Origin of the sequence: Neobacillus bataviensis LMG 21833, assembly GCF_000307875.1 — a bacterium.
Classification (GTDB): domain Bacteria; phylum Bacillota; class Bacilli; order Bacillales; family Cytobacillaceae; genus Neobacillus; species Neobacillus bataviensis.
Genome location: NZ_AJLS01000118.1, coordinates 51,476 through 69,455 on the forward strand (window position 1 = coordinate 51,476; position 17,980 = coordinate 69,455).

The following is a 17,980-nucleotide window of genomic DNA, read 5'->3' on the forward strand; positions in this document are numbered from 1 at the left end:
AAGGATATTAAAGGTTAGGTGAGTAGAGTGGACAAGCCGAAATTAAATATAAGTTTTACTTTAATCGCAACGGTGGTTGGATTTATGATTGCGATTCAATTCCAAACGGTAAAAAAACCTGTTGAGCGTGACACACGAGATATTTGGCAGCTCCGCGAGGCATTATTAAAAGAAAAAGAACTCCAGTCCGAACTATTAAGCGAAATTCGATCGAATGAAATAAAACTATCTGCCTATGAATCTAAACGGAAACAAAGTAAGGGGCAAGTGTTAAAGGAAACATTACAGGAATTGAAAACAGAAGCAGGACTTACTGAGGTTTCAGGACCTGGTATTACTTTACAAATTGAACCTGTAATCGAAAGTGTTCAATTGGGAACTCCAGTTACAAAAGACGTTTCACCTGAGCTGTTAAAAAGATTATTAAATGAAATAAATATGTATGATGCAAAATATGTAGCAATAGACGGACAAAGGATCATTAATAGCACCGTGATTAGAGATATTAATGGTGAAACCAAAATTGATGGCCATACGATCAGGAGTTTACCAGTAGAGATAAAAGTAGGTGTAAATGAATTGAATACGGCTGAAAAATTATCAAATCGGATGAAGGTCTCAAAAGCCAGAGATGAATTTTTTACAGAAAACTTAAGACTGAACGTATCTGCGCCAAATCAAACTATTACCATTCCCGCCTATGATAATTCCATTCGTATTAAGTATATGGAGCCGGTCAAGGAAGGGAGTAATTCTTAATGTGGCTTCCGATTATGGGACTTGTTCTTGGGATTATTCTTGGGTTATTAACAGAAATTCGTATTCCTGAAGAATATTCCAATTATTTGTCGATTGCTGTCCTCGCGGCATTCGACACGCTTTTCGGTGGTATCAGGGCATACTTGCAAAATATTTATGATGAAAAGGTCTTTGTTTCGGGATTCTTTTTTAATATAATACTCGCAGCAAGTTTAGCTTTTCTCGGTGTTCATCTTGGTGTAGACTTGTATTTAGCAGCAGTTTTCGCGTTTGGTGTCAGATTGTTTCAAAATATTGCCGTCATAAGACGAATATTATTGACGAAATGGTCAACAAAGAAAGAAAAAATCGAAAAAAGTTGATATTTTTTAAAGGGAAATATGTTGTTATGACGAATATTTAAGATATTACTATGGAAACATTTATTGAACAAAATAAATTGTTGTTCGACCTAGGGAGATTAAAAGGAGGTGCCAAAGAATGAACAGCAATGAAATATATGTTAGTCTTGACATCGGTACATCCAGTGTAAAAGTTATCATTGGTGAAATGGTCAATGACTCGGGTAAAGACTCGTTGAATATTATTGGTGTTGGCAATGTGAAATCTGAAGGCCTACGAAAGGGATCAATTGTCGACATGGACGACACCGTTCATTCTATTAAGCGGGCAATTGAGCAGGCGGAAAGAATGATTGGGATGGAGATCCGGGAAGTGGTAGTCGGTATTTCTGGGAACAACATCCAGCTTCAGCACTGTCACGGTATTGTTGCAGTTTCCGGCCAAAATCGAGAAATTACCAATGAGGATGTCCTTCGTGTCATTGAAGCAGCACATGTGGGTTCCATCCCACCGGAAAGAGAAAATATTGGCGTCATTCGCAAGCAATTTATTTTAGACGGTAAGGATGAGATTAATGATCCTCGTGGAATGATTGGTGTTCGTTTGGAAATGGATGGGACACTCATTACTGGATCTAAATCCATTATTATTAATACATTACGTTGTGTAGAACGTGCTGGTCTTGATATTTTAGACATTATCTTGCAGCCATTGGCAGCAGGGGATTTCGCCTTATCTAGGGATGAAAAAAATCTTGGCGTTGCCCTCATTGACATTGGCGGTGGATCTACGACAATAGCTGTGTTTGAAGAAGGTTTTTTAAAGGCAACAGGTGTGATCCCAGTTGGCGGAGATCTTCTTACAAATGATCTTTCCAAAGTCTTGCATACTTCCACGGAGGATGCAGAAAAAGTCAAGGTTAAATATGGACATTCCTTCTATGACAATGCCTCAGAAGATGAATTCTTCAGCGTTCCAATCATTGGAAGTGATCAACACCAACAATTTAATCAGCTCTATGTATCTGAAATTATAGAGGCAAGAATGGAAGAAATTTTTGAATTAATTGCACATGAATTGAAACGTTTAGGTGTAAATGAATTACCTGGTGGTTTTGTCTTAACAGGTGGTACAGCAAAAATGCAGGGTGTTTTGGAGCTTGCCCAGGATATGTTTCAAAATCCAGTTCGAATCGCCTCACCAGACTATATTGGTGTAAGAGAACCTCAATACACAACAGCGGTTGGCTTAATAAAATATGCCTACAAGAATACTAGATTACCAGGTGGAACCATTGGTAGTACGGCAGCGGTTACTGAGCCTATCGAAAAAAGAATGCCAAAACAACATCAACCTAAAGCAAAAGTAGAAAAACATCCGGAAGATAAGATGTCAACAAAAGTAAAAAAATTCCTTGGTTACTTTTTCGAATAAGTGAAAAGTAAATCGACGAATTAGGAGGATTTGTCATGTTAGAATTTGATACAAATTTAGATTCTCTTGCAACTATAAAAGTAATTGGGGTTGGCGGCGGCGGTAATAACGCGGTAAACCGTATGATTGAACATGGTGTTCAAGGTGTTGAGTTTATTGCAGTTAACACCGATGCTCAAGCCTTAAATCTATCAAAAGCGGAAGTAAAAATGCAGATTGGTGCGAAGCTGACTCGTGGACTGGGAGCAGGGGCTAATCCAGAGGTAGGTAAAAAAGCAGCCGAAGAGAGTAAGGAGCAAATTGAAGAAGCACTACGCGGTGCTGATATGGTGTTTGTAACGGCAGGAATGGGTGGCGGTACAGGTACTGGTGCCGCGCCAGTAATTGCGCAAATTGCGCGTGACCTAGGCGCTTTGACGGTTGGTGTTGTTACCCGTCCGTTTACTTTTGAAGGTAAAAAGCGTTCAAATCAAGCTTCTGGCGGAATTGGTTCCATGAAAGAAGCCGTCGATACACTGATCGTCATTCCAAATGATCGCCTCCTTGAAATTGTTGATAAAAGTACACCAATGCTTGAAGCGTTCCGTGAGGCAGATAATGTCCTTCGCCAAGGTGTTCAAGGTATTTCCGATTTAATTGCAACCCCTGGTTTAATTAACCTGGATTTCGCGGATGTAAAAACTATTATGTCCAATAAGGGTTCGGCATTAATGGGAATCGGTGTTGCAGCAGGTGAAAACCGTGCTACGGAGGCTGCCAAAAAGGCTATTAATTCACCTTTATTAGAAACGTCCATTGATGGGGCTCAGGGTGTATTAATGAATATTACCGGCGGAGCGAACTTAAGTCTTTATGAGGTTCAAGAAGCAGCGGATATCGTTGCAACTGCTACCGACCAGGAAGTAAATATGATTTTCGGTTCGGTTATTAATGAAACATTAAAAGATGAAATCATCGTAACCGTCATTGCAACTGGATTTAATGAAGAGGTTTCCCAGCCAAAAGTAACCCGTCCGTCTTTTGGACAGGTAAAACCGACTGCTAGCGCTGGTAGCACTGGGACCGTCAAAAGAGAACATAAGCGTGAAGAAGCACCGCAGGAACCGGTACGTAACACGAATGCCTCTCAAGAGGATGCACTGGACATTCCAACCTTCCTACGGAATCGAAATCGCAGACGATAAAAAGAAATATAAAAAATGCATGACCCAAAAAGGGTCATGCATTTTTTTATGTGACAACATCCGATGGGAATAGTGAAAATTTCTGTTTTTTTGATTACAGAAAGTGACACACTTCAGCCCTATAACTACGTTATACTTTTTCGTAAACAGATTAATAGTGCAGTCAAAAAAAAGGAGGAAGCTGTTTGATTGTCTATTTAGATGTAATCTGGGCTCTTAATTTGTTATTTGATAGTCTTCTCCTTTATTTAACAGCTATTTTTCTAAAAAGAAAAATACGGGTTTGGCGATTACTTGCAGGGGGCTTTATTGGCTCACTGATCATTTTATTATCGTTTACACCATTAAATGTCTATTCGGGTCATCCAATTTCAAAACTAATTTGTTCCGTTCTAATGGTATTAATAGCCTTTGGGTATAAACGGCTGACTTTTTTCCTAAAAGCACTGATGACATTCTATGTTTCTACCTTTTTAATTGGCGGCGGATTAATGGGAGTTCATTTTTTTATTCAGTATGATGAAAAGTTGACAGTAAGTGTTCTAAAAGGATTTGGTGACCCGATTAGTTGGCTTTTCGTCTTAATTGGCTTTCCTGTTGCATGGCATTTCGGTAGAAAAAATATTGAAACAATGGAGATGACAAATATTCAATATGAACAAATTGTCACTGTAAGATTAAAGCTGGGAAATGAAAGTATGGTTTTTAGGGGCTTAGTGGATAGCGGCAATCAGCTATATGATCCTTTATCTAAAATGCCTGTGATGTTCGTTTCCATCAAAGATCAAATGGAAGCTGTCCCGAAACCGATTGGAGATCTTGCGTTGGATCCTGAATCATTTATTATGGGAAACCTGCTCTTACCCGATGAATGGCAAAATAGACTCAGAATTGTTCCCTGCCGAGTGGTTGGAAAAGAGCATCAGCTTATTTTAGCCGTAAAGCCTGATCGTATTTTAATTGAATATAAAGATGATCACTATTTATGTGAAAAGGGACTTGTATCTTTCACGCTGCAGCAGCTTTCAGCCGATGATGCTTTTGAATGTATTGTCCATCCGAAAATGCTAACGGGGCCGAAGCAGCAAGGAGGGTCTGTGAAAGTAAGTTAATAATACTATACTCAGTAAAACATTTTTTAGAAGGAGGAACATGCATGAAAAAATGGAGACTTCGCTTATCCTACTATTGGTATAAGTTACTAATTAAATTGGGCATAAAAACGGATGAAGTTTATTATATTGGCGGAAGCGAAGCACTGCCGCCTCCTTTAAGTAAAGACGAGGAAGAGATGTTATTAAAAAAGCTTCCTGTCGGTGATAAAGCAGCCCGATCTATCTTAATTGAACGAAATCTTAGGCTCGTTGTTTATATTGCCAGAAAATTTGAAAATACCGGTATTAACATTGAGGATCTCATCAGTATCGGGACCATTGGATTAATTAAGGCAGTTAATACCTTTAATCCGGAAAAAAAGATAAAACTTGCTACATACGCTTCAAGATGTATTGAAAATGAGATTCTTATGTACCTACGACGTAATAATAAGATAAGATCAGAGGTTTCCTTTGATGAACCATTAAACATTGATTGGGACGGTAATGAACTGTTATTATCGGATGTGCTTGGAACCGATGATGACATTATCACAAAGGATCTAGAGGCAAATGTGGATCGGAAGTTATTATCCAAAGCATTGCACCAGCTGACTGACCGTGAAAAGCAAATCATGGAGCTTAGATTTGGCTTGACGAATGGGGAAGAAAAAACCCAAAAAGATGTGGCTGACATGCTTGGTATTTCCCAATCGTATATTTCACGATTAGAAAAAAGAATCATTAAAAGATTACGAAAAGAATTTAACAAAATGGTGTAGAAAAGAAATTTTTTTCCATTAAAAAAACCATTGCCATTCATGATTAAATCGCATTTTTCGACAAATATCCACCTTTCCATCGTCTAGGACAGGTGCATATTTTTCCTTCTCAAGGAGATACTGTTTTTTGTACAGCAGCTCCTGTGAGGAGGGAAAAGGATTGACTCGAAATAAAGTCGAAATTTGCGGTGTAGACACATCAAAACTTCCTGTTTTAAAAAACGAAGAAATGAGAATACTCTTCAAGCAAATGCAAGAGGGCGATATAACGGCCAGGGAAAAGCTTGTCAACGGAAATTTACGTCTCGTATTAAGTGTGATTCAACGGTTTAACAACCGAGGCGAGTTTGTTGATGACCTATTTCAGGTTGGTTGTATTGGACTAATGAAATCGATTGATAACTTCGATTTAGGTCAAAACGTAAAGTTTTCCACTTATGCCGTACCAATGATTATTGGAGAAATTCGAAGGTACTTACGTGATAATAACCCAATTCGCGTTTCGCGTTCCCTGAGAGATATCGCCTATAAGGCACTTCAGGTAAGGGAACGATTAATGAGCGAAACCTCACGTGAACCGACTGCTGAAGAAATTGCTAAGGTCTTAGAAGTCCCCCATGAAGAAATCGTATTTGCACTCGATGCGATACAGGATCCAGTGTCACTGTTTGAGCCGATTTACAATGACGGCGGCGATCCTATTTACGTCGTGGACCAATTAAGCGATGAGAAAAGTAAAGATATTCATTGGATTGAAGAAATTGCCTTAAAAGAGGGAATGCGAAGATTAAATGAACGTGAAAAATTAATTTTACGAAAGCGATTTTTTCAAGGGAAAACGCAAATGGAAGTGGCAGATGAAATTGGTATCTCCCAAGCCCAGGTTTCCCGCCTTGAAAAAGCTGCCATTAAACAAATGAATAAAAATATTCAAAGTTAAAGCTGTCCATACCGGACAGCTTTATTTTTCTATATTAAAGATAAAATTCCTTTTTACATCATATAGTTATGATAGTAATGTAATTGGGAGTGGTGCAGGTGGTTAAGATTTCCGAATTCCAGATAAAAGATGTCGTGAATGTATCGGATGGTAAAAGGCTTGGGAATATTGGGGATATTGAAATAAATTTAACAACGGGAAAAATTGAAGCGGTCGTCATCTCCGGTAACGGCAGGGTATTGGGCTTTTTCGGGAAAGATGAAGACATTGTCATTCCCTGGAAAAATATTATTAAAATTGGCCAGGATGTCATTTTGGTAAGGTATAAGGGCGGTGTCGAGCATATATCCGAAGAGGCATGAGGACCACCTGAGGTACTTAACGGTGACCATTTTTTCTTTTCATGGTAAACTATAGAAAAAACAGAAGAGGTATGGAAATGGAACCCTTTGTTTTAAAAAATCAGTCTATTTTAACCATTGAAAGCTGGTGCAAGCAATTTCCGGAATTAATTGCCGGGTTCACAACTAAAAGCGGCGGTTGCAGCATTGGTGACTATGAGTCCCTTAACCTAGGCTTTCATGTGAACGATGATGGTTTAAATGTTTGTTCAAATAGAGAAAAAGTTGCCGAGTTGCTTAAGTTCCCTCTCAAGTCTTGGGTTGGTGCAGAACAAATCCATGATAGTATGTTGAAAAAAGTAACGAAAGCAGACCGTGGAAAAGGGTCCAATTCCTATGATGATTCCTTTAAAGGCACGGATGGTTTTTATACGGATGAAGAGGGTATCCTGTTAACACTTTGCTTTGCTGACTGTGTCCCTCTTTTTTTTATTGCTCCTGAAAAAAAGATGATTGGCACAGCACACGCGGGCTGGAAGGGAACAGTTGGACAAATAGCGAAGCAAATGATCAGTTCCTGGGGCAGGGAAGGGATTAAACCTGACCAGATTTTTGTCGCTATAGGTCCATCTATTTGTGATAAATGTTATATTGTTGATAAGTATGTTATAAACTTTGTAGAAAATACACTAGAAGATGGCGGCGTATTACCCTATAATTTACTTAACGAGGGGCAATATTCATTAAATTTACGTGAATTAAACAGGCAAATTCTACACGCAGCGGGTGTACCAGACGAAAATATTTTGGTTACAGAACTTTGCTCCAGCTGCAACCGTGAAGAATTTTTCTCACACCGCCGCGATCATGGTAAATCAGGAAGAATGCTTAGTTTTATTGGCTGGAAGGAGACTTCGGATCGTTTATGAGAGTAACTGAAAACCTTAAACAAATTCGTCAACAAATAAATGAGGCATGCCATAAGGTGCGTCGGAACGCCGATGAAGTGAAATTGATTGCCGTTACGAAATATGTAAGCACAAAAAGGGCTAGTGAAGCGCTTGAAGCAGGAATAAGTAATCTTGGAGAAAACCGTGATGACGGTCTGCTTGAAAAGTGGGAAGTATTACAGGACAAGCCAAAATGGCATTATATTGGGACACTTCAAACCCGAAAAGTGAAAAATATCATTGATAAGGTAGATTATATCCATTCTTTAGACCGCCTATCACTTGCTGAAGAAATCAATAAGCGGGCTGACAAAAAAGTAAAATGTCTTGTTCAGGTCAATGTCTCTGGTGAAGAATCAAAGCATGGTTTATCCCGAGAAAAGGCCATATCGTTTATTGAATCATTGCGTCCATTTGAAAATATTAGTGTGGAAGGTTTAATGACAATGGCACCCTTCACGAATGATGAACAAACACTGCGTGACTGTTTTCGAAAACTTAGGGAACTTCGCGATCAAGTTCAAGCCTTACAGTTAGATTTTGCACCATGTACAGAGTTGTCAATGGGAATGTCCAATGATTTTTCCGTTGCCATTGAAGAAGGGGCAACAATGGTTAGAATAGGCACAGCGCTTGTCGGTGAAGATGGTTAGGAGAGAAAAATAATGACGATTAAATCAAAATTAAAAACATTTTTCTTTTTAGATGAAGAATTTGATGATAATAATGATGTGAATACGGATGTGGTTGAACCAGTAAAACCAAAACAGCTGCCGGTGAAAGGACATAATGTTGTCAGTCTGCAAAGTGTACAAAAGGCTACAAGTTCATCCAATTTTTCTAAGTCGGCAAAGGTAATATTAGTGGAGCCCAGAACCTATTCAGAGTCAACTGATATTGCCGACCATTTAAAAAACCGCCTTGCTGTTGTAGTAAACCTGCAGCGGATTGACAATGAACAAGGCAGACAAATAATTGACTTTTTAAGCGGTGCCGTCTATGCGCTCGGAGGAGACATTCAAAAAATCGGTTTAAGTATTTTTTTATGTACTCCCGATAATGTTGAGGTTTCAGGGAATATTTCGGATTTAATCCCAGACCATGAAAATCAAAATACAAGGTGGTAATGTAGATGGCGTTTGTTTTTAGTTTATTGCAGCAGATCATCCAGATTTATTCGTGGGCGTTAATTATTTATATCTTAATGTCATGGTTTCCAAATGCTAGAGAGTCCTCTATTGGTCAATTCTTAGCAAGAATCTGTGAACCATATTTAGAGCCATTTAGGAAAATCATTCCGCCAATTGGGATGATGGATATTTCGCCAATTGTTGCGTTTCTAGTACTAAACTTTGCTCAAAGCGGGCTAAGTAGAGTATTTTTATGGCTTACGTAAGCACTTTATTAATTAGGTTGTGTTATTCATAAATGAATATTTATCAGCATTTCCGCCCGGAAGAACGGGAATATATTGACCAGGTAATAGATTGGAAAAATTATGTTGAGACACATTACACCCCAAAACTAACAGATTTTCTGGATCCGAGAGAGCAGCATATTCTTAAAATGCTAATAGGGGAAAATGGTGATGTAAGATACAGCCTTTTTGGCGGTACGGAGGGTGTTGAACGAAAAAGGGCGTATATTTTCCCGGACTATTTGGCTGCTAGTGAAGATGACTTTCAAATTAGCCTATTTGGCATCGAGTATCCTGCGAAGTTCGTGACAATTGAACACCGACAAGTTTTAGGAACCCTTATGTCTTTAGGGTTAAAGCGTGGAAAATTTGGTGACATTTTAATGAAGGATGGTCGAATTCAATTATTTGCCGCTAAAGGAATTAGTGATTTTATTAAAAGCAATATCGAATCAATTGGCAGGGCAGGGGTGAAATTAGTCGAAACTGATATTACTCATGCAATTGCTGCTAAAGAATTATGGAACGAACAGGATTTAACCGTATCTTCCTTACGGCTCGATACCGTTATTTCTGGGATATACCATATTTCACGTCAAAAATCGCTTACTTACATTCAACATGGACTTGTGAAAGTAAACTGGACAGTCACAGAAAATCCATCATTTGCTTGTGAAGCAGGTGATATGATTTCTGTCCGCGGCCATGGAAGAGCAAAAATTATCGGAATTGACGGAAAAACAAAAAGAGAAAAATGGCGAATTATTGCCGGGAAACAAAAATAATTTAATTAAAAAGCAGGATATTCGTAAAACTTGTCGAATATTTGCTTATACATATAGAAGTACAGATTGTATGGAGGTGGCATCAATGCCGTTAACGCCGTTAGATATTCACAATAAAGAGTTTAATAAAGGTTTTCGTGGGTACGATGAAGATGAGGTAAATGAATTTCTTGATCAAGTCATCAAAGATTATGAGCTAGTACTCAGAGAAAAAAAAGAAATGGAAGAGCGCTTGAATGACATGAATGAGCGTCTTGGACATTTTGTGAATATTGAAGAAACACTCAATAAATCAATCATAATTGCTCAAGAAGCAGGAGAAGATGTAAAACGCAATGCTCAAAAGGAAGCAAAACTGATTATTAGGGAAGCGGAGAAAAATGCAGATCGGATTGTGAATGAATCTCTTTCTAAAGCAAGAAAAATTGCGCTCGAAATCGAGGATTTAAAGAAGCAGTCTAAGGTTTTCCGTACCCGTTTCAAAATGTTGATAGAGGCACAACTTGATATGCTGAATACGGACGATTGGGATCATTTACTAGAATATGAAGTAGATGCAACGGAATTGAAAATTCACCAAGAAGAAGATTCATTAGCTTGACGAATTGCGTTTTCTTAGCATATAATTTTTAAACATAGTTATATAGGATGGAAATTGACGATGAAAGGGACAGTACAATTTTTCTATGGCTTTAAGAAGCGAACTGGGGATGGTGAAAGCCTGGTAAAGCCGAAAGATTGGAACATCACCCTCGAGTTCCGGACCGAAGCCTTATTTTTTAGGTAGTAGACTCTGGCGTGTTATTCACGTTACGAATGGTCAAGCGGATTGGTCGAAGCATGTCGGCTTATCTATCAGGGTGGTACCGCGGGAATCAAACCTTCTCGTCCCTTTTTAGGGATGAGAGGGTTTTTTTATTTGTCTATTGGCAATTCTGTCTAATGATGAGATATACAGGAGGAAGAAAAAATGGAGTATAAAGATACGTTATTAATGCCGAAAACTGAATTTCCAATGCGTGGCAACCTTCCCCAAAGGGAACCTGAAATTCAGGCGAAATGGGAAGAGATGAATATTTATCAAATGGTGCAAGAACGGACGAAGGGCAGGCCGATATTTGTATTACATGACGGTCCTCCTTACGCCAATGGGGATATCCATATGGGTCATGCCATGAATAAAATTTTAAAAGACATGATTGTCCGCTATAAATCAATGAGCGGTTTCCGCGCCCCATATGTTCCAGGCTGGGATACACACGGATTGCCTATTGAACAGGCATTAACTAATAAAGGTGTCAAACGCAAAGAAATGACGGTTGCTGAATTCCGTGAGCTTTGTACAAAATATGCACTTGAACAAATTGATAATCAGCGGACTCAATTTAAGCGTCTTGGTGTTCGGGGTGATTGGGAAAATCCATACATTACCCTGAAGCCTGAATATGAAGCACAGCAAATAAAAGTGTTCGGTGAAATGGCGAAAAAGGGCTATATTTATAAAGGACTTAAGCCAGTTTATTGGTCCCCATCAAGTGAATCAGCTTTAGCTGAAGCAGAGATTGAATATCAAGATAAACGCTCAGCATCCATCTATGTTGGATTCAATGTAAAGGACGGCAAGGGTGTCCTTGATACGGATATTCAAATTGTCATCTGGACAACAACTCCATGGACCATTCCGGCAAACCTTGGTATTTCTGTCCATCCGGACTTAACCTATGTGGTAGTTTCAGTAAATGACAAAAAGTTTTTAATTGCGGAAGCACTTCTTGAAGCTGTTACGAAGGAAATTGGCTGGGAAGATGCTGTTGTTATTCAAAAGGTCAAAGGTGCGGAATTAGAAAGAATTGTAGCGGTTCATCCGTTATATGACCGTGATTCCTTAGTCATGTTAGGCGAACACGTAACTACAGACGCTGGAACAGGCTGTGTTCACACTGCGCCTGGTCACGGGGAAGATGACTTCTATATTGGCCAAAAATATGGCTTAGATGTTCTCTGTCCAGTAGATGATAAAGGTGTTATGACAAGTGAGGCACCTGGATTTGAAGGCTTATTCTACGATACAGCAAACAAGCCAATTGCACAGGCTTTAGAAGATGCCGGTGCATTGTTAAAGCTTTCGTTTATTACTCACTCCTATCCACACGATTGGAGAACAAAGAAACCAGTTATCTACCGTGCGACAGCTCAGTGGTTTGCTTCCATTAAAGACTTCCGCGATGACTTACTTGAGGCAGTTAAGGAAACGAAATGGGTGCCTGCCTGGGGTGAAACAAGACTATTTAATATGGTTCGTGATCGTGGCGATTGGTGTATTTCCCGTCAGCGTGTTTGGGGCGTACCAATTCCTGTTTTCTATGCTGAAAATGGTGAAGAGATTATTACTGATGAAACCATCAATCATGTGTCAAACCTATTTAGGGAGAATGGTTCTAATATTTGGTTTGAACGTGAAGCCAAGGAATTGCTACCTGAAGGGTTTACCCATCCTGGAAGTCCTAACGGAACATTTACAAAAGAAACAGACATTATGGATGTATGGTTTGATTCCGGTTCATCGCATCAAGCAGTGCTCCTCGAAAGAGAAGATTTAGTCCGCCCTGCTGACCTTTATCTTGAAGGCTCAGACCAATATCGCGGCTGGTTTAACTCTTCCTTGTCAACTGCCGTTGCTGTAACAGGTAAAGCTCCTTACAAAGGAGTTTTGAGTCATGGGTTTGCCCTTGATGGTGAAGGCAGAAAAATGAGTAAGTCGCTTGGAAATACCGTTGTACCTGCGAAAGTCATGAATCAGCTAGGCGCCGATATTTTACGGCTTTGGGTTGCTTCTGTTGATTATCAGGCAGATGTGCGTGTCTCAGATGCCATCCTGAAGCAGGTTGCGGAGGTTTACCGTAAAATCCGAAATACCTTCCGCTTCTTACTTGGTAACTTGGCGGATTTTGACCCAACAGTAAATAAGGTTTCCTATGAAAACCTGCGCGAAGTGGATCAATTTATGCTGGTAAAATTGAATAAATTGATTAAATATGTTCGAAATGCTTATGAAAATTATGAATTTGCCGGTATCTATCATGCAGTCAATAATTTCTGTACTCTTGATTTAAGTGCCTTTTATCTTGATTTTGCAAAAGATGTTCTTTATATTGAGGCGGAGAATCATCATGATCGCCGTGCAATTCAAACGGTTTTATATGAGTCATTGCTTGCTTTAACAAAATTAGTGTCGCCAATTCTTTCGCATACAGCCGATGAAGTATGGAAGTTTATTCCGAATGTTCAAGAAGAAAGTGTTCAGTTAACAGATTTTCCGGAATATCGGGAACTTGCCGGTTCAAATGTTTTGGAAGAAAAATGGACGGCATTTATGAAGCTTCGCAATGATGTATTAAAGGCACTTGAGGAAGCCCGAAATCAAAAAGTGATTGGAAAATCGTTAACGGCAAAAGTTACACTGTATGTTACCGATAATTCAAAGGCACTTTTAGATTCAATTGAAGAAAACCTGACTCAATTGTTTATCGTTTCGGGATTTGAAGTAGCTGGAACTTATGACCAGGCTCCTGAGAATGCAGTAAAATTAGAAACCGCAGCTATCGTTGTTACCAAGGCTGAAGGCGAAACATGTGAACGCTGTTGGATTGTGACACCTGAAGTGGGTCAAGATCCAGAGCATAAAACCCTTTGCCCGCGCTGTGCAGATGTTGTAAAAGGAAACTATTCACATTTAGCATAAGAAGAATGCCCTGAGTTTAAAAACTCGGGGATTTTTTGTCTTAATTATCCTCATCCGTTAATTGTTGTTGATGATGTCAAATGTTTTCCCGTGTTAGCCATTCGCGAACGGAGATAATAAAACAAATGACAAATAACGGAGGTAACAACTATGAATGCCATGCAGGAAAAGCTGTTTTTGGAACTCCGTCAAACAAGAGATGAGATCGAAAATTCGCTAAAAAGCAAACAAAGACAAAATTGGCTGCGGATTATTTTAGAAGAGGAACTACAAGACCTTAATGCAGCTATTCAAAAGTTTGAAAATGGAAGCTATGGGCAGTGTGAAATTTCCGGTGAATTAATTCCGGAGGATTTGTTAAAGATCATCCCCACTTTGAGGTCACTAAAGGATTCAGAAGATGTGGAGTCGTATTGCAAAAAATCAGTATCCGTTTCTTTTTTATAAGTAACATTGTCGTTTCGCGAAAAAGTATGCTAAAATGCAAAAGAAGTATGTCAAGGTAAATGTTGTGGAGGTATTTCTTAGTGTTTTATTACTTAATCGCTATTTTTGTTATTTTATTAGATCAAATTACAAAATGGTTAATTGTCAGTAACATGTATTTAGGGGAAAGCATACCCATCATTGATAATGTTTTGTATATTACTTCTCACCGAAACCGTGGTGCAGCATGGGGAATCCTTCAAGGTCAAATGTGGCTTTTTTATGTGATTACTATTGTTGTTATTGTGGGAATCATGTATTACATGTACAAAGCGGCAAAGGGAAAATGGCTTTTAGGGGTATCACTTGCATTTATGCTTGGGGGTGCAATCGGTAATTTTATCGATCGTCTCCTTCGGAAAGAAGTAGTCGACTTCATTCATACGTATATTTTTAGCTATAATTTTCCGGTCTTTAATATTGCAGACTCTGCACTAGTGATCGGAGTAATTTTGCTTATGATTCAAATGCTGCGTGATGAGAGAGAAACAAAGGAGAAAACGTATGGAGAAAATGGAACACACCATTCTTGAGGAACAAAAAGGAGATCGGATTGATAAGGCCATCTCTAGTCTTAACGATGAATGGTCACGAACACAGGTACAACAATGGATTAAAGATGGAAATATCCTCGTAAACGGACAATCCGTCAAAACAAATTATAAGTGCAACTTGAATGATGAAATTAAAATCACGATTCCGGATCCAGAAGAATTGGATGTTTTACCTGAAAATCTTGATTTAGAAATTTATTATGAAGATAAAGATGTTTTGGTTGTTAACAAACCGCGGGGAATGGTTGTTCACCCTGCACCAGGTCATTTGTCTGGAACACTTGTTAATGGCTTAATGGCACATTGTAAGGACTTATCAGGTATTAATGGCGTATTAAGACCTGGTATCGTTCACCGCATTGATAAAGATACATCGGGTTTATTGATGGTTGCTAAAAATGATCTGGCACACGAAAGCCTAGTGAATCAATTGGTGAAAAAAACGGTTACTCGTAAATACAAGGCCATTGTACATGGGGTCATTCCCCATGACTATGGGACGATTGATGCTCCCCTTGGCAGGGATACAAAAGACCGCCAAAGCATGGCAGTTGTAGATAACGGTAAGCATGCGGTAACCCATTTTCAAGTTCTTGATCGCTTTAAAGATTTTACGTTCGTGGAATGCCAATTGGAAACAGGTAGAACACACCAAATTCGCGTTCATATGAAATATATTGGTTATCCGTTAGCTGGAGATCCCAAGTATGGTCCGAAGAAAACGTTAGATATTGGTGGACAAGCGCTGCATGCAGGAGTTCTAGGATTTATACACCCTAGAACAAACGAATATTTGGAATTTGAAGCACCACTACCGGTGGATTTCGAACGATTACTTGATACTCTGCGAAATAATCGTTGACGAACGCCCAAAATTACAGTAAGATAACAATAGTTTAATAAGCCTTTAATTCAGCCCCGTGAGGCTGAGAAGGAACGGTTAAAAGATACGGCTGTTTATGCCTTTATCTTGTAGTATAACTTATCCTCCTCTCACCGACCGGCGAGAGGTTTTTTATTTTTAAAAAAAGAGAAGGTGTAACATGAACCGTAAAGCACTTGTCCTTGATGAACAGGCAATCGGAAGGGCGTTAACTAGGATTGCCCACCAAATTATTGAGAAAAACAAAGGAATTGATGATTGTATTCTTGTTGGAATACGAACGCGAGGGATCTACATTGCGGAACGGCTTGCAGCTAAGATAGAGGAAATTGAAGGAAAGTCGATATCTGTTGGCGAAATCGATATTACACTTTATCGTGATGATTTAACCAAAAAAACGGAGAATCAGGAACCACTTGTAAAAGGTTCGAATATTCCGGATGATATTGGCAATAAAAAAGTGATTCTTGTTGATGACGTATTATATACAGGCAGAACGGTCAGAGCCGGCCTTGATGCGCTAATGGATATCGGCAGGCCGGCAGTCATCCAGCTTGCAGTCTTAGTGGATCGCGGGCATCGTGAGCTCCCAATTAGAGCGGATTATGTAGGAAAAAACATCCCTACCTCAAGCGAGGAAAAGATTGTGGTTGAATTATCCGAAGTGGATAAGCATGACCAAGTCAGTATTTTTGACAAATAAATAGCTGCCCTTTTAATTGCAGTCCCGTGAGGCTGACAAAGGGGAAAAGAGCCGTAGATCCTATCATTAAGCGGCATTTTCTAAACCCTCTTTGTGCCTTAACGGACGCTGAGGGTTTTTTTTTTGAAAAAAGCAAAACCTATAAAAATAAAAAAAATAACAGGGGAGATTAACATGAATAACAAACCCATCCTAGACGTATCAGATAAACCAAGACCAGCCCAGTGGCTGACCCTAAGTATCCAGCATTTATTCTCCATGTTTGGTGCAACCATCCTTGTTCCATATCTAGTCGGCTTAAGTCCGGCAATTGCCCTTATTTCAAGCGGGCTTGGTACATTGGCATTTATATTGATAACAAAAGGGAAGGTTCCAGCTTACCTAGGATCATCCTTTGCCTATATTATTCCGATAAAACTTCTTAATGAAGCTGGCGGCCCTGGGGCTGCAATGATTGGTACATTCCTAGCGGGACTCGTGTATGGAATTATCGCTCTGATTATCAGTAAGGCAGGATACCGCTGGATTATGAATCTGCTCCCGCCGATTGTAGTTGGACCAGTCATTATCGTGATCGGCTTATCTGTTGCAAGTACGGCAGTAGGGATGGCGATGAATAACCCGGCCGGAAAATATAGTATGCTTCATTTCTCCGTCGCTTTGGTCACGCTGGTTGCAACCATTATTTTCTCGATTTTTGCCAAAAAAATATTAAGCATTATCCCAATATTAGCAGGAATAATCATTGGTTACATTTACGCACTGATCGTCGGAATCGTCGACTTTCAGCCAGTATTGAAAGCGGATTGGTTCGAAATGCCGGACTTTGTCATCCCCTTTGTCACGTATAAAGTGAAAATTACCTGGGACATTTTCTGGTTAATGGTACCTGTCGCAGTGGTTACCATCTCTGAACATATCGGCCATCAGTTAATACTTAGTAAGGTCGTTGGGCGTGACTATATTAAAGAACCAGGCCTGCATCGCTCCATACTCGGTGATGGAACAGCGACCATTATTTCAGCATTGGTTGGAGGGCCGCCAAAAACTACCTACGGAGAAAATATAGGTGTCCTAGCCATAACTAGGGTTTATAGTGTATACGTTCTGGCTGGTGCAGCAGTTTTAGCCGTTATCTTCGGATTTGTTGGCAAGATTACTGCGTTAATCCAAACGATTCCAACCCCGGTTATGGGCGGTGTCTCCATTCTGCTGTTTGGAATTATCGCCTCATCTGGATTAAGAATGTTAGTCGATAGTAAAATTGATTTTGATGATAAACGAAACCTGGTTATCTCATCGGTTATTCTAGTCATCGGGCTTGGTGGAGCAATTCTCAAGCTGCCATTTAAAGATATCCAAATTCAAGGGATGGCTTTAGCAGCTATTTTGGGAGTAGTATTAAACCTCATTCTGCCCGGAAGACAGCCAGTTAGTGACAATATGTTTGAAGAGGATGTAAACGAAAACCAAAAAACAGCATAGTTAAGAAACCTTTTAACTAAGTCCTGAGAGGCTTATAAGGGTGTCAGGCTTGAACCAGACTGATTGGGATGGTTTAGGCTAGATTCAATGCACCCTGAA

The 17,980-nt window shown here is 39.4% G+C and carries 20 protein-coding genes and 1 other annotated feature; all 20 genes read left to right on the forward strand.

Translation table 11 applies throughout. The features are described from left to right. Window positions 1-27: 27 nt before the first annotated feature. The 20 genes from BABA_RS16105 to BABA_RS16200 all read left to right on the forward strand — a co-directional run bounded on the left by BABA_RS16105 (window position 28) and on the right by BABA_RS16200 (window position 17,881). On the forward strand, window positions 28-759 hold the full coding sequence (locus BABA_RS16105) for a DUF881 domain-containing protein (protein WP_007086274.1): 732 nt from the start codon (window positions 28-30) through the stop codon (window positions 757-759). Beyond that, window positions 759-1,121 (forward strand): small basic family protein, encoded by a 363-nt coding sequence (locus tag BABA_RS16110; RefSeq protein ID WP_007086275.1) that lies wholly within the window; start codon window positions 759-761, stop codon window positions 1,119-1,121. Before BABA_RS16105 ends, BABA_RS16110 begins: the two co-directional genes overlap by 1 nt. 118 nt (window positions 1,122-1,239) lie before the next feature. Further along, window positions 1,240-2,535 (forward strand): cell division protein FtsA, encoded by a 1,296-nt coding sequence (gene ftsA, locus BABA_RS16115; protein WP_007086276.1) that lies wholly within the window; start codon window positions 1,240-1,242, stop codon window positions 2,533-2,535. A gap of 35 nt (window positions 2,536-2,570) precedes the next feature. Beyond that, window positions 2,571-3,719 (forward strand): cell division protein FtsZ, encoded by a 1,149-nt coding sequence (gene ftsZ / locus BABA_RS16120; RefSeq protein ID WP_007086277.1) that lies wholly within the window; start codon window positions 2,571-2,573, stop codon window positions 3,717-3,719. 185 nt (window positions 3,720-3,904) lie between these two features. Continuing rightward, window positions 3,905-4,831, forward strand: coding sequence for a sigma-E processing peptidase SpoIIGA (gene spoIIGA, locus BABA_RS16125; RefSeq protein WP_007086278.1), 927 nt, complete (start codon window positions 3,905-3,907; stop codon window positions 4,829-4,831). Between the two features lie 44 nt (window positions 4,832-4,875). After that, window positions 4,876-5,595 carry an RNA polymerase sporulation sigma factor SigE gene (sigE, locus tag BABA_RS16130; RefSeq protein ID WP_007086279.1) on the forward strand — a complete coding sequence of 240 codons (720 nt, stop codon included), beginning with the start codon at window positions 4,876-4,878 and terminating at the stop codon, window positions 5,593-5,595. A 160-nt stretch (window positions 5,596-5,755) separates the two neighbouring features. Next, the gene (gene sigG, locus BABA_RS16135; protein ID WP_007086280.1) at window positions 5,756-6,535 is read left to right on the forward strand and encodes an RNA polymerase sporulation sigma factor SigG; all 780 of its coding nucleotides are present in this window, start codon (window positions 5,756-5,758) and stop codon (window positions 6,533-6,535) included. A 98-nt stretch (window positions 6,536-6,633) separates the two neighbouring features. After that, window positions 6,634-6,897: a YlmC/YmxH family sporulation protein gene (locus tag BABA_RS16140; protein WP_007086281.1), complete on the forward strand. Its 264-nt coding sequence runs from the start codon at window positions 6,634-6,636 to the stop codon at window positions 6,895-6,897. A gap of 77 nt (window positions 6,898-6,974) precedes the next feature. After that, entirely contained in the window at window positions 6,975-7,805 is an 831-nt protein-coding gene (gene pgeF / locus BABA_RS16145) for a peptidoglycan editing factor PgeF (protein ID WP_007086282.1), read from the forward strand. Beyond that, window positions 7,802-8,479 carry a YggS family pyridoxal phosphate-dependent enzyme gene (locus BABA_RS16150; RefSeq protein ID WP_007086283.1) on the forward strand — a complete coding sequence of 226 codons (678 nt, stop codon included), beginning with the start codon at window positions 7,802-7,804 and terminating at the stop codon, window positions 8,477-8,479. The genes pgeF and BABA_RS16150 overlap by 4 nt, the downstream gene beginning before the upstream one ends. 12 nt (window positions 8,480-8,491) lie before the next feature. Further along, window positions 8,492-8,953 carry a cell division protein SepF gene (locus BABA_RS16155; protein WP_007086284.1) on the forward strand — a complete coding sequence of 154 codons (462 nt, stop codon included), beginning with the start codon at window positions 8,492-8,494 and terminating at the stop codon, window positions 8,951-8,953. Window positions 8,954-8,958: 5 nt separating this feature from the next. Then, window positions 8,959-9,222 carry a YggT family protein gene (locus BABA_RS16160; protein ID WP_007086285.1) on the forward strand — a complete coding sequence of 88 codons (264 nt, stop codon included), beginning with the start codon at window positions 8,959-8,961 and terminating at the stop codon, window positions 9,220-9,222. A 32-nt stretch (window positions 9,223-9,254) separates the two neighbouring features. After that, window positions 9,255-10,028 (forward strand): YlmH family RNA-binding protein, encoded by a 774-nt coding sequence (locus BABA_RS16165; protein ID WP_007086286.1) that lies wholly within the window; start codon window positions 9,255-9,257, stop codon window positions 10,026-10,028. A gap of 85 nt (window positions 10,029-10,113) precedes the next feature. Next, window positions 10,114-10,629: a DivIVA domain-containing protein gene (locus BABA_RS16170; protein WP_040346636.1), complete on the forward strand. Its 516-nt coding sequence runs from the start codon at window positions 10,114-10,116 to the stop codon at window positions 10,627-10,629. Window positions 10,630-10,680: 51 nt separating this feature from the next. Next, window positions 10,681-10,924, forward strand: a binding site (T-box leader). Window positions 10,925-10,998: 74 nt separating this feature from the next. Beyond that, window positions 10,999-13,770, forward strand: coding sequence for an isoleucine--tRNA ligase (ileS, locus tag BABA_RS16175; protein WP_007086288.1), 2,772 nt, complete (start codon window positions 10,999-11,001; stop codon window positions 13,768-13,770). Between the two features lie 150 nt (window positions 13,771-13,920). Continuing rightward, window positions 13,921-14,217 (forward strand): TraR/DksA family transcriptional regulator, encoded by a 297-nt coding sequence (locus BABA_RS16180; RefSeq protein ID WP_007086289.1) that lies wholly within the window; start codon window positions 13,921-13,923, stop codon window positions 14,215-14,217. A gap of 59 nt (window positions 14,218-14,276) precedes the next feature. Further along, complete coding sequence (gene lspA / locus BABA_RS16185; RefSeq protein WP_275450344.1) at window positions 14,277-14,789, forward strand: signal peptidase II; 513 nt, start codon at window positions 14,277-14,279, stop codon at window positions 14,787-14,789. Then, window positions 14,761-15,672 (forward strand): RluA family pseudouridine synthase, encoded by a 912-nt coding sequence (locus tag BABA_RS16190; protein ID WP_007086291.1) that lies wholly within the window; start codon window positions 14,761-14,763, stop codon window positions 15,670-15,672. Before lspA ends, BABA_RS16190 begins: the two co-directional genes overlap by 29 nt. 181 nt (window positions 15,673-15,853) lie before the next feature. After that, on the forward strand, window positions 15,854-16,396 hold the full coding sequence (gene pyrR / locus BABA_RS16195; RefSeq protein WP_007086292.1) for a bifunctional pyr operon transcriptional regulator/uracil phosphoribosyltransferase PyrR: 543 nt from the start codon (window positions 15,854-15,856) through the stop codon (window positions 16,394-16,396). Between the two features lie 174 nt (window positions 16,397-16,570). Next, window positions 16,571-17,881, forward strand: a complete 1,311-nt coding sequence (locus BABA_RS16200; protein ID WP_040346650.1) for a solute carrier family 23 protein — start codon at window positions 16,571-16,573, stop codon at window positions 17,879-17,881. Window positions 17,882-17,980: the final 99 nt, after the last annotated feature.